10 protein-coding genes and 2 pseudogenes are annotated in these 12,232 nt (G+C 57.8%); 1 reads left to right on the top strand and 11 read right to left on the bottom strand.

Translation table 11 applies throughout. From position 1 onward, the window contains the following. On the top strand, nucleotides 1–704 hold a 704-nt coding region (gene tnpC / locus NKJ81_RS25800), incomplete at its 5' end, for an IS66 family transposase (protein WP_352542112.1). 123 nt (nucleotides 705–827) lie between these two features. On the opposite strand, the gene NKJ81_RS25795 is transcribed toward tnpC, so the two are convergent. The 11 genes and pseudogenes from NKJ81_RS25795 to NKJ81_RS25745 all read right to left on the bottom strand — a co-directional run bounded on the left by NKJ81_RS25795 (nucleotide 828) and on the right by NKJ81_RS25745 (nucleotide 12,209). Then, entirely contained in the window at nucleotides 828–1,670 is an 843-nt protein-coding gene (locus tag NKJ81_RS25795; RefSeq protein WP_352542111.1) for a 2OG-Fe(II)-dependent halogenase WelO5 family protein, read from the bottom strand. After that, nucleotides 1,660–2,919, bottom strand: coding sequence for a diaminobutyrate--2-oxoglutarate transaminase (gene ectB / locus NKJ81_RS25790; protein ID WP_352542110.1), 1,260 nt, complete (start codon nucleotides 2,917–2,919; stop codon nucleotides 1,660–1,662). Before ectB ends, NKJ81_RS25795 begins: the two co-directional genes overlap by 11 nt. An 884-nt stretch (nucleotides 2,920–3,803) precedes the next feature. Continuing rightward, on the bottom strand, nucleotides 3,804–3,971 hold the full coding sequence (locus NKJ81_RS25785) for a hypothetical protein (RefSeq protein ID WP_352542118.1): 168 nt from the start codon (nucleotides 3,969–3,971) through the stop codon (nucleotides 3,804–3,806). A 1,012-nt stretch (nucleotides 3,972–4,983) separates the two neighbouring features. Then, nucleotides 4,984–5,982, bottom strand: a pseudogene (locus tag NKJ81_RS25780) (1-aminocyclopropane-1-carboxylate deaminase). A 316-nt stretch (nucleotides 5,983–6,298) separates the two neighbouring features. Beyond that, nucleotides 6,299–6,607, bottom strand: coding sequence for an exopolysaccharide production repressor protein (locus tag NKJ81_RS25775; protein WP_352542109.1), 309 nt, complete (start codon nucleotides 6,605–6,607; stop codon nucleotides 6,299–6,301). Nucleotides 6,608–6,634: 27 nt separating this feature from the next. Next, nucleotides 6,635–6,952 (bottom strand): ferredoxin III, nif-specific, encoded by a 318-nt coding sequence (gene fdxB / locus NKJ81_RS25770; protein ID WP_352542108.1) that lies wholly within the window; start codon nucleotides 6,950–6,952, stop codon nucleotides 6,635–6,637. Beyond that, a complete protein-coding gene (locus NKJ81_RS25765; protein WP_352542107.1) occupies nucleotides 6,949–7,152 on the bottom strand; it encodes a CCE_0567 family metalloprotein in 204 nt (67 codons plus the stop codon). Before NKJ81_RS25765 ends, fdxB begins: the two co-directional genes overlap by 4 nt. 25 nt (nucleotides 7,153–7,177) lie before the next feature. Then, nucleotides 7,178–7,647, bottom strand: a pseudogene (locus NKJ81_RS25760) (NifX-associated nitrogen fixation protein). 327 nt (nucleotides 7,648–7,974) lie between these two features. Further along, a complete protein-coding gene (locus tag NKJ81_RS25755; RefSeq protein ID WP_352542106.1) occupies nucleotides 7,975–9,144 on the bottom strand; it encodes a TlpA disulfide reductase family protein in 1,170 nt (389 codons plus the stop codon). Between the two features lie 1,323 nt (nucleotides 9,145–10,467). After that, entirely contained in the window at nucleotides 10,468–11,355 is an 888-nt protein-coding gene (locus tag NKJ81_RS25750; RefSeq protein ID WP_352542105.1) for a universal stress protein, read from the bottom strand. A 107-nt stretch (nucleotides 11,356–11,462) separates the two neighbouring features. Continuing rightward, nucleotides 11,463–12,209 carry a response regulator transcription factor gene (locus NKJ81_RS25745; protein ID WP_502904326.1) on the bottom strand — a complete coding sequence of 249 codons (747 nt, stop codon included), beginning with the start codon at nucleotides 12,207–12,209 and terminating at the stop codon, nucleotides 11,463–11,465. Nucleotides 12,210–12,232: the final 23 nt, after the last annotated feature.

Below are 12,232 nucleotides of genomic sequence, written 5' to 3'. Positions count from 1 at the left end.
ATTATCAGCCGGGTCGCGGCCAGATACACCCGCAGACCTTCTTGGGCGATTACCGCGGCATCGTGATGAGTGACGGTTATTCCGCCTGGCGCACGCTGGAAGGAGCAACGCATCTTGGCTGCATGGCCCATTCCAGGCGGCGCTTCGTCGATGCCCTAAAGGCGAGGAAGAAAGGCGGCGGCCCGCCGGAACAGGCACTCCGGTTCTTCGAACAGCTCTATCGGGTTGAAAGGCAGGCGCGGAACGAAATCCCCGATGACGGCGAAACGCGAGATGACTGCATTCGCCGCTTCCGCCAGCAACATAGTGTCCCGATCCTCCAGGCTCTCAAGGCATGGCTCGACGACATCGCCCCAAAAGTCTTGCCGGACAGCAAGCTCGGCGACGCCGTCTCCTACACCCTGAACCAATGGGGATATCTGACTCGTTACACCGAGGACGGCAGCATGCCGATCGACAACAATCTTCTCGAGCGTGACATTAGAATCTTTGCCACTGGCCGGAAAAGTTGGCTGTTCAGCGATACCGTCGACGGAGCCAGGGCCAGCGCCGTCATCTACAGCCTGATGTTGACCTGCCGCGCTTGTGGCGTCGAGCCGTTAGCCTGGCTGCGCCACGTCCTCACCGAATTGCCTCAACGCAACGAGGACGCTGATATCTACGATCTGCTGCCCTTCAACTTCGCCAAAGCAACAGCAGTCTGATCAGACCAGATACCGTTCCCAATTCGAAGGCCATCCGTCGAAAGCGCCCGCGTCAAGGTGCAGCGAAAATAGCGCTTACCCTTCACTGTCAGCGGGGGCCGGTCGGTCGCCTGACATCCAACTTCAAGTCCACCAGAGAACTAGATCCGGCCGCGCAAACCCGAAAAAGCTGTTCAATACCAGGCGACGCTTTCCGCTGCCAGATTGACCTGTGACTCCGTGAACGAAACCGCCATCGATCAGGCCGATATCCCCCGCCCTGAGCTGGAAGTCGCGACAAGGAACGCCCTCGAGATAGGCTGCCGAATAGGGATAGCCCGTAGTCTCTACACCTTGAGACTTTCGGTCGGTGACTGTCGGCTTGTGGCTCCAGAGCCGCAGATTGCCACCTTCCTCGGGCATGCTGGGATAGAAGTTGAGTGCTGCGACGGTGTTGTGCGCCACCGCAGAAAGCTCGTAATCGTTCCCAGCACATAACACTTGAGCGACGTCGTCGTGGGGGTCCAAGGAGAATGTGCCGCTGCCAGACCAACTGAGAGCGCGGCAAACATTAGCCTGACCGTGCTCCGAACGGGCCAGCCGCAATTCAATGCCCTGTTTGCGAAGCTCGCGCTTCAACGCGTCGAACAGTGCTCGGACGGGATCAACCAGATTCTCAAAAAGGGCGTCGACGTACGGTCGCGCAGTTTCCGCCTCTGCGAAATAGGTGGCCGCATCCTTCCTGTAGTGCGATGCGCCGACATATTGTCCGGGGACGCCATCCTTACGCTCCTTGAGACCGGGACTGCCACTGAAGTTCGCGGTAATCTCCTCGGCTATTTCGGTGCTGAAAGCTTGCCTGATGTGCAGAGCGGTGATCTCACCTTTCAGGACTGAGATGATGTCCGCAGTGCTGATCGAGCCGGTTCGTTCTCTGATCGCAACAGGCGAGGTGGCTGGGGCTTGGGATACTTGATTAGTCTCCATTGGCTTGCTCCTTTAGTGCGTGATCAAGGATGGCGATGCCATGATCGAGTTCGTCATCGGTGATGGTTATCGGTGGGAGGACTTTGATGACGTCGCGATTTGGTCCTGAAGATTCGATCAGCAGGCCATTTTCGAATGCGACATCGTGCACACGGCCGGCAACGGCCTGCGAACGGCACTTGAGGCCGGCCATCAGACCGCGGCCGCGCTTTTGTTCGATGCACTTGGGAAATTTGGCAACGAGGCGATCAAGGTGTCTTTGCAGTTTGGCGGCTGTCCGCTCAACGCCTGCAGTGAACTGCGTGTCGGTCCACAGTTTGCACATCGCCCCGGCACTCACGAAGGCGAAATTGTTGCCTCTGAATGTCCCGCTATGTTCTCCGGGATTCCAAATGTCCAGGTCGGGGCGAATCAGAACGATCGAGAACGGACTGCCTGATCCGCTTAGGGACTTCGAAAGGCAGACGATGTCGGGGTCAATATCCGCGAACTCGAATGAGAAGAACTCGCCCGTTCGTCCCGCACCCGCCTGGATGTCGTCGACGATCATAACAACACCGTGCTTGCGGCAAATGCGCTGAATTTCTGTGAGCCAAGCAGCAGATGCAGTGTTCAAGCCGCCTTCTGCCTGAATGGTCTCCAGAATGATTGCGGCCGGCTTTTCTATGCCGCTCCCTGGGTCGCCCAAAACGAAGTCGATGTAGCTAGCGGAATCGAAAGCTTTGCTCGGATATCCATCGTAAGGGACACGGATCACATCGTGGCGAGCAACGCCGCCCAGTTCCCTGGTTGACGCCGACCCCGACACCGCCAGAGAGCCAAGCGACATGCCGTGGAACGCATTCGTGAAGGCCATGACGCTCGAGCGGCCGGTATGTTTTCGCGCCAGCGCCAGCGCTGCTTCGTTAGCGTTTGTGCCGGTCGGCCCAGGAAATTGTATTTTGTAGGAAAGGCCTCTAGGCTTCAGGATCGAATCCACAAACACTTCAATGAATTCACGCTTTGCCACCGTATACATGTCGAGCGATAGAAGAATGTTCTCGCCAACCAGGTATTCGATTGCTGGTGCAATAATATTCGGGTTGTTGTGTCCGTAATTGAGGGCACCGGACCCTACGAGGAAATCGATATACGGGTTGCCGGCCTCGTCCCAGATTGTCGCCCCAAGGGCCTTCGTGAAGACTGTGGGAAATGACCGCCCATAGCGACGAACGTTAGACTCATGAGCCGTGAAAGCCTCGGTGTTCATTTCAGGATCCCTCTGCATGTAGCGTCGCGTTGGAGAGAGTGGTTTATGCGTTTTGTCGGTCGCGGTTGTTCTTCAATTTCACCTAGAAGATCAGCACAGTCCGGACGGGCCTTTGGAGGTCGGTGACTTCCGACGAATTTGTTTGTTACATACTCCTCAAAAGTTCCGCGATAAATGGAGACCGGGACTTGCGCGGCATCTCAACTGCTGCACAGACGCACTTGGAAACCTCACCGTCGTCATGTTGCTCTGCATGCCGATATCTGTCGGTCAATGCGTTGGAACGAATTCAGTTGTAGAGTTTTCGGGCAGGCGTCGATACTACGGCATCTGGTAGTTGACGCACCTGCTTGTACCCGGCGAAACGCCCTGCCGATCCTATCCAGCTCAGCGCTAGCACCGCCTCATGTGTGACAGGCGCTTCTGCCATGCAGCAGCATGCTAAGGTGTTGCAGGCCGCTCCGGCAGCAACACGAACCATCGTGCCCCGGCTGGTGGTGTAGCTCGGCTGTGCGAAGCCGCTCGCGAGCGCGCGCTCAACAGCGCTGTAGCGAGCGAGCGAGCGGCGTAGCGGCGATGATCGGCGTTTTCGATGTCGGAGCCGCTTTCGGACCCCTGCCCTGAACTAGGATTAGGGTCTGGAAAAGCCGACAGTGGAGGATATATGTGAGACCAGACTAAGCCGGTTCTCCCCCTCTTAGGCCAATAAAAGTTTACCGACAGCTTGAGGCTGGGAGATGCGACCACAGGATCTGTCGAATCCGTGTAAAAATAGGGGACTAGACTCCATCGAGCGGATTCACGCGAGGCGGATGGAGGCGGCCCCCCTTATGCATTCTCAAGTTCGCTCCGGCCCCGCTTTCAGGCGGTTCGCCGGCCCCCAATCAGCATGGGGACGCCTTTGCATGGGCGTATTCGCACATCCTGCAAAGCAGAAAACCATCCGTCCCATTCATGCGATCCACGATTTCGCTAAAAACTGGCCCTTCAAAAAGATCTTCGTATTGGTCGCGCAGAAGATTGCCCAATACGTGGCGCCGTTCAAAATCCATGCAGCAGAGCGTAACGTCACCGTTTGGGAGAAGAACATTCCGATACTGCCGTCCGTCAACGCATGTCAGCGCTCCGACGACTGGCTGCCGTGGTTCGACGATCTTCGGATCGACGCTTCCACCCCTGCTGCTCAGAGGCCGCGCGCGAACTAGCGCGTCGGCGGGGATTATGTCGACGATATCGGGATGGACCTCGCCCAGGACTACAAACCGAATTGAGGCAATGTCTGTGTCGACCACTTGACGAATCAAAGCGAGATAATTGTCTCCGACGAGACGGCTATTCATGTATGCGCCATCATCGAGAACATGGACCACGAATACCCTTGAGCGCAGCGCTTGCAAGCGGTGTAGATCTCGCCCCTTCATTCCTACAAGCGTCGTGAAAATCCGGATGCCATGGCCTCTGGCGTAAGCGTGCTCGACCATTTTGGTGCAATCCGGATTGAGCCAAGGCTCGGAGTACCCGGCGAAACTAATGTCGACGGAAGTTGGAACGCGCGCCAGACATCGCTTGAAATCTCCAATATGAAGATGCTTCACATGAGAGACCGCTCTTTGCCGACGGGCGAACTTGTCCTGTGGACAATAAGAACATCCGACGATGCAGCCGGTGGTCGTCGTTATTTCTAAAACCCTGCCACCCGGAATGGCAGAGCCCAGTTCCTGTAAGATCATCGGATATGCCTCCACTTTTCTGGCGCTCTGGTCAATCCTGAACTTTCAAATAACAACTCTAATTTGTTAAATTGATAGAAGTTGTTTCACCCGCCAGCAGACATTGAATTATGTCTCTTTTGATATCGGTCCATCAACTAGGATTCTAATATTCCACGATAACACTCTCCATTTCCTCAGCAATCCATTGATCGAAATTTTCCAAATGAACTCGGTCAGCTTCGCGTTCTGCGGCAATCAACCTCCGGCTCCCTCGGTTTGCTGGGCGGCCCTCGAACCAACTTTGGGCGCATCGCCGGAACGGCAGGACGGCTAAATTGCAATCTGTCGAGCGTCAGCCGCTGCGGAAGGTGTAACCATACCCGTTGATAGCCGGCGCGCCGCCGAGATGCGCATAGAGGATCCTCGACCCTTCCGGAAACAAGCCCTGCTGGACGAGGTCCATCATTCCTTGCATCGATTTGCCCTCGTAGACGGGATCAGTAATGATTCCCTCGAGCCGCGCACACAGGCGGATGGCCTCCTTCGTTTCCTCGGACGGAATGTCATAGTGCGGGTATGCGTAGTCCTCGAGCAACACCACGTCATCTCGACAAGTTCCGTTCCGAGATCGACGAGCTCCGCTGTATGTTGGGCAATCTTTAGCGCCTGCGCCTTTGGTCTTTGGGGGGTGGCAGAGGCATCGATACCGACCACATTACGCTGTCGACCGTGATGGGCGAATTGGACGAGCATGCCGGCATGCGTTGAACCTGTGACCGTGCAAACAACGATATAGTCGAAGGCAAACCCAAGCTGTTTTTCCTGAGCGCGCACCTCCTCCGCGAACCCCACGTAGCCCAGGCCGCCGTTCGGGTGAACAGACGCTCCAGCTGGTATCGCATAAGGCCCCTTGACTTGACTTCATCGAGCGCCTGTTCCCAACTGCGGCGGATGCCGATATCGAAGCCCTCGTCGACGAGGCGTACTTCTGCTCCCATGATCTGGCTCAAGAGAATGTTGCCGACCCGGTCGTAGACGGCATCCTCATGGGGTACCCATCTCTCCTGAACCAAGAGACATTTCATGCCAATCTTGGCGGCGACCGCGGCGACCATGCGCGTGTGGTTGGACTGCACGCCGCCGACGGTGACGAGCGTATCAGCATTTGACGCGATTGCGTCGGGGATGATGTATTCGAGCTTGCGGAGCTTGTTTCCGCCGAACGCGAGACCGGAGTTGCAGTCCTCGCGTTTGGCGTAGGTTTCCACCTTGCCTGCCTGGAGAGGCGGTCGAGCTTCTCGATGGGCGTGGGTCCAAATGTGAGCGGATAGTGTCCGAACTTTTCGAGCATTTTCTCTCCGGCAACACGCGATGGAGCTGAATGAGCCATCCACGATTTATATGGAGGCGTCTTTGATTTGACGTCATCTGCATTTCCGGCGCCACAAGAGTCCCATTTACGATTTCCAGCGCCTCGTTCATCATTGAGAGTTGCAACCGCACGCCGGCCTGCGAGAGAACCAATGCGTATGGGATTCAAGAACTGCATCTCCTGGATTAACTACAATGACCGGATTGCGGTCATCAGTATTCCTTCTAATATCTGCTTTAATGTTTGTGATTGGTCCAAAGTTTGCCAGCTTGAGCACTGACCTTGTCATGGCGCCTCAAGGCAGCAGCAGCGATATGGCCAGCATTTTATCGCGCTGGAGCAAATTTGCGGACTCATTCGTCACCTCATCAAGGTCTGGCTCCTTGCAACTGTCGAAATGCTCGGCCCTTTGGCCAGCTCGGCTAACGCAGCCAGTCCGCCAGATAAGAAAGAGCACGCTTGCGAAATACGCCAGCTGAAGGAGCAGCGAACAAGTCAGCGTCGTGACGACTACTGTGCCGATGGAATGAGAAGCGAAGTAGGCGGTCAGAGCTGTGCTGCAAAGGACCATTCCCAGGACGCGGCAGAAGATTCTGAAGGGCAATGCCGTTCTCCTGGATTGTCCACCAGATCATGCAGCGACATTGTCGGCCGCAACATGGGTCTGGCAGTTCTTCGGGCAGACGCGGGCGCAGGCTCCGCAGCCAATGCAGCGGCCGGGATGGTCGACGACCATGATCATGCGATTGAGCTCGCCATCGAAATCGTCGTCTTCGCCGTCGCAGGCGCCGAGCATTTCACCCACGTCATCGACGCCGTAAAGATGCATGACCTCGCGAGAGCAGACTTTGAAACAGCGGCCGCAGCCAATGCAGGTCGTGCCGTCTATAGCGGTGAGATATTCCGGCACCCATCCGGAGCCGTCGCGGGTGGTGAATGTGCTCGTCATCGTAACTTCTTCATTGCAGCAAGCTCTCTCTTGGCACCATCCAACTCGGCAAAAACAGCCGACGTTTCCTCGGCAACTTCCTCTATCTCCCTCCATTTTCCCGGGAGATTCTCTGCAAGGTCGCGCAATTTCATCTTGGCAACTGCCGCGCGCAGCTGAAGCTTTCGGACTTTCTTCCCTATCTCATCTAGGTTTGACATAAATCCTTCCTCAAAATCGGTTTCATCAGGCCGGCGCCACGTCGGGATAGGCTTCTATGGCTGCAGTCGCATCGTCGACCAGTTTCGTACCGGCCTCCGCGAGCTTCCTGAACGTCTCGAAGCCGAACCGGTGGATGTCTCGACAGAGCGACCAACCGCCCGCCAGTGAAGAGCAATCGTCCGAAGCCCCATGGGTCTCATCTCCATCGTTGGCGATGTCATCGGCCGGAGCGCTCCTCGATCCTAAGCCCGACGGCCGTGTAGAACATATCGAGCCTCCACAGCACGTCCGGATCGGGATCGCCGATGATCGGGGATCGCAGGGCGCTGTTTTCTGATGATGATGAAGTCGCCCAGCAGTTCGGCGTCCGATTTGCCTTCCCGTGACCCGGAGGCATCCTGAGCACGGATCAGCCGCACGAGACATTTGACGAACCGTGTGGCAAGCGCCGCCTCGTCCTCGTTGACCGCAGGGCTGACTGTGGCATAAGACATTTCGCCTTCTCCTCAATTCAGTCCTTCCTCGAAGCACGATGTCTGTTTTCTGGGACGCCTACTTCGGGCACACTTGCGCAGCCGACGCCCGGCTCGGCGCGGCTGATTCCACGCAATTGATGTGCCTCTGGCCGACCTTGAACACGTCCTCGACTGCGAAGTCTTCCATCGAATTCGCGTCGAACATCGCTTCCGCCGCAATGCGGGAGGCCATGAAGATTCGAGCCTCGATCCTGCTGGAAACGATCGACCAAGTGCTGCATGGACCTCCTTGCTGCGGTCACGCCAGGGAAATGGACGAATTGGCCAGTAAGCCATTTCGACCAATTACCCTTTTTTATCTTTCTTCCTCGGCCGACCGCGCTTTGGCACCTTCGGGAAACTGTTTTGCGCAGCGGCAAAGAGAGCGCCGCAACAAGCCTTCGCACCCCTGTACTTGGCGAGGGCCTGCAGCAAATCCGGCAGATGCTGCTCTTTCAATTCGGCCGGGATAGGCTCCGGACCGTCCAGCGACGTCAGTGCCAGTTCGACCAACTCGATCGCGCGATCATTGTTGCCGTTCTCGTGATAGTACCGGGCGACCGCGGGATAGGACCGGAACTTAGGACTGTCGCCTTGCGGGGGATTCAGCGCCAGGATGTGTTCGGACAGCTCCTTGCCCATCGCGAAGCGCTCAGCAGGGGGAAGGCGCGAATGGTCATTGGCCGGATGGAAAAGTTGGTCTAGCGCCGAAACCATCCAATCCTCGGAATGTTTGTCGATCGCGTCGCGAACCAATTGGCGCATCATGGGCAAGCCGGTCCACATGTCTTGTATTTTGTGAACCAACAGATGTGCATGAGCCAGGCGGAAATTGAGGTCGTCCGGCATCAAGGCGATGCCCTCTTCGATCGCCCAGAGCGCCGTCTTCCAATCTTCCAACTTCACCGCCGCCCAGAACCTGTCATCGATCGGCTTCTTCAGCGCTTGTTCGCGCGCCAGGGGTTCGCTTGTGGCGATCCGCTGATGATCGGCGGCTTTCGCTTTGTTGCTGGTACGCCAGCTGCCGTTGAACACTTTCGGCAAAACCTCACCGAGTTGGCTCGGATGACCGATAAAGGCGATGCAGCCGTCTCGGTCGACTACGAACGAGGTCGGAATCCCGACGCAAAAGCTGGGTTCCCTCCAAAGCTTCTTCATTTCGCCTGTGTAGTCGAACGCAATCCGATGATTCAGATCCGGGCACTTTTCGGCCAACCACGCGTCCAACTTGGTCCGGGCCTCGACGGCCGTTGGAGCGTCTTCATCAGCCGCGATCCCGACGACCTCAAGTCCGCTGTCCTTGTATTTCTCCTGTAGCTGCATCAGCTCGAGCATCTCCGCCGCACATAGTTCGCACCAAGTTGCCCAAAATTCGACGATATAGACTTTGCCGGGCTGGAAGTCCGCAAGGGGCTCGCCACGCAGCCAGTCCTCCACTTTGATCGAAGGAGCCGGTGACCCCATCCGCAACATCATCTTGCCCTCCAAAGCTATTGCCAAAGGTTGCGTGACCTTATGCGCAAGCTTGTTCCGCTTTGAGACGGGGCACGAGGGTTCAACGAAGGGAGAGCATCGCTCGTCTTGCGCATCTGCGTGCAGTCAGCCTTCACTCAGTGTTGCTGAATCTCAATTCGCAAAGGCCGTGCCAACGCGCTCAGCGTGCAGTAAACGCTTGATTATACTTAAAAAAGCTTCCGGGGCGCCAGATAGCCGGTTGTATTAGTCGCGACATGTTTTCTGCCATTGTCAGGTCTTGGACACGCATCACCCGCTTCGCGTCGGCACAGAAGCGTAGCCACGGACGTCTCGACATATAGGGACGAACAGATGGACATCATGACTGCGTTGGCTAGCGCCAGCCACGTCATCATCGTCCGCCTCAAGCCTTGCTTGAGCTTCTTGCTGTTCCGGTCGCTCAGCGGAACGCCATTGCGATTGCAGGGGCCGCTCCCTCCGAGCATCGCCTCTGCCCTACCTCTTCCGCTTTGCGCTTGAATTCCTGGCTCGCAACGCCAGAGTTTCACGACGAAGCCGGTCATGTCCGGCTGCGGGTCGCGAATAACGCCAGATTGACGATGATGATCGTGGCGAAGAGAGCCGGGATGTGTGCCGGCATGTGCCGGGCCGGTGAACTCTCCCGGATTCCTGCTTTTGTTGTTCTGTATCCCTGTGCACAGGTCCTACAGGGACCGCCTGGTGCGAATGTGAGCGTTGTGGGAATTGACCGGCCTCAAGGCCGCTCGGTCGCCACGCGGTGGGCCGGGCAGACTGAAAACGCCGAAGATGCGGCCGCCCTCGCCGCTGACCCGGCTACCATCCCAGGCGATGACACGTGATTGATGCCACCGTTCGCGCCGAGGGCCGGCAAGAGCCCGACCGTCGGACTCGAAGGTCGGTGCCTTGGCCGCTGCACGGTCGTTGCCGTGTTCCGTTCCCGGCCAGTGGTGAAGGAAATCGTGATAACGCCAATACGATGAGGCTACGGTCCGAACGCGGCCTGCCGCGCTGAAACGACTCTCTTTCTCGACCTGACGCCGGCTCGAGTATCGGTGTTTTGAGCGCATTGAGGACGCCTGGGCTTCTGCCCGGCCGTTTGTCTGCGCGTTACGGGTTGTCTCGGCGAGCAGACACCGAGCGCGTTAGAGGCGTTCGGGGAATGTTCTTCGCGACGGCGCTTGCAAGTTGCTCGTGAGCTTCGCGAAACCTGCTCGTTTGCGGCGACCTTTCGCCGACTTCGCATCAGGGTAGGTGACCAGGGGAGTAGAGCTTGGAACAGCATCGGTGCTACTTCAGAACCCGTCAGCGGGCCAAAAACAGCGGCAATGGCGGCTTGCCAACTATCCATCTTGTCACGCCACCGAAGAGCCGCTCGCGCAGCCGGCGGCTGCCATAAGCGCCCATGACGATCAGGTCGGCAGACGTGTCGATTGCTTGCTGCGCTAGCACCGTGGCCACCGGTTTGCCGCGGCTCGCCAGCCGGTCGACCGACACCCGAGCACCGTGCCGAGTGAGATAGGCAGCGATGTCGGCTCCCGGCTCGGCGCCGTTTCCGGTGCAGGTCGCCTCCGGATCGACGAGTGCGACACGAACTTCCTCAGCACCGGATAGCAGATCCAGCGCTTCCCGAACCGAACGGGACGCCTCGACGCGCGAATCCCAGCCGACCAGAACGCGCCGTGGAGACAGAGTCGCCTCAGCGCCCTCTGGCACGACAAGAACCGGCTTTCCGGTGTCGAATAGGCTGCCGTTGATAACAAGGGGACCGACGTTAATGTCGTTCAGAAGTGCGGGGCCGACGATTGTCAGGTCATTGCAGATCGCCCGCTGTCGCACCGCGTCACCGATGCTGGCCTGATCGCAGTCGGCAATATCGACATCATAGCACCGCCACGTGGCTCTCAGCAGTTTGTGAATTTCCCTGGATGTTTTTTCCCAACTGGCCGTGTCCTGTGAAAATCTCTCGATTTGCCTAAACCGTTTGTCCAGTCTGGCGATGGCCTGTGCGCGTTGTCCAGGCCACTCGGGGATGCCATCGCCGAGCAGCGGAGACGGCATAATGAGCGGCGGAGGCGACATCACCAGTACGGAAAGATACGCGCCGACTTCGGCACACAAGCTGGCAGCTGTCCTGACATCCTGATCGGAGTGGTCAGCTCCCGTCACACTGAGTACGCTTCTGAAAGCCATTTGACTGCTTCTTTCTGAATATGTCGTATCTGCCGGCGCGTTTCGAAGCCGCAAGACTTGCCCTCAGCACGGCGGAAATGCGGAGTGGCACCACATCGGTTATCTATTCAGCCGTCTGGCCACTCGAGCGAGTAGCCGGCCGACCTGACGGTACGAATGACGCTGGAGGGGGAGGCCGCCTTCAGCGCTCTTCTGAGCCGGCTGATATGGACATCCACGGTGCGTACACCGACATGGATATTGGCCGGCCAGGCCGCGCTGATCAGCTCGTCTCTGGTGAAGACCTTGCCGGGAGTCTCAAGCAAAAGCCGCAGCAGGTTGAACTCGATCGGCCCAAGGTGGACTTCGTGGCCGTTACCCCGAACGCGGTGGGCATCGAGCCTTATCTCAAGGTCGCCACAGGAGATCCAGCCGCCGTTTTCAATCCCGTTCGAACCGGGCTTTGGCAGCGCCAGTTTCATCCGTAGACAGTCAAGCAGCTTGGCCGGCGCGAAGGGCCGCACAAAGCTCTCGTCAATACCAGCCTTCAAGAGATCGAGGTGCTGGTCCTCGGCGCCGGGCGCGATCAGCGCAATTACGGGCAGGCCGCCGGTCCGGGGCTCCCCCTTGAACCGGGCGCAGATTGTGGAGCCTGTCGCGCTTGCCGGCCCGCAGTCCAGCACTACCGCCTGGAGCTCCCGTTCATCGGCCAATGCAAGTGCTTCCTTCACGCCGCCTGCCGGCTCACTCGTGAAGCCGTCCACTCCCAGAATGTGGCTGAGGAACAGATACAACTCCGCATCTTGCGAACAGATCAGGACCAGTGGCTTCATCAGCGCTACCCCAAGAACCACATCGGCCTCGACCGCCTCCATTGAGAGGGCTGGCCATCGCATGT

The sequence above is a fragment of the Mesorhizobium sp. M0018 genome (assembly GCF_040323955.1).
GTDB lineage: Bacteria > Pseudomonadota > Alphaproteobacteria > Rhizobiales > Rhizobiaceae > Mesorhizobium.
The sequence above is the reverse complement of the archived record's forward strand: the minus strand, read 5'-3'. Positions and strand labels throughout refer to the sequence as shown.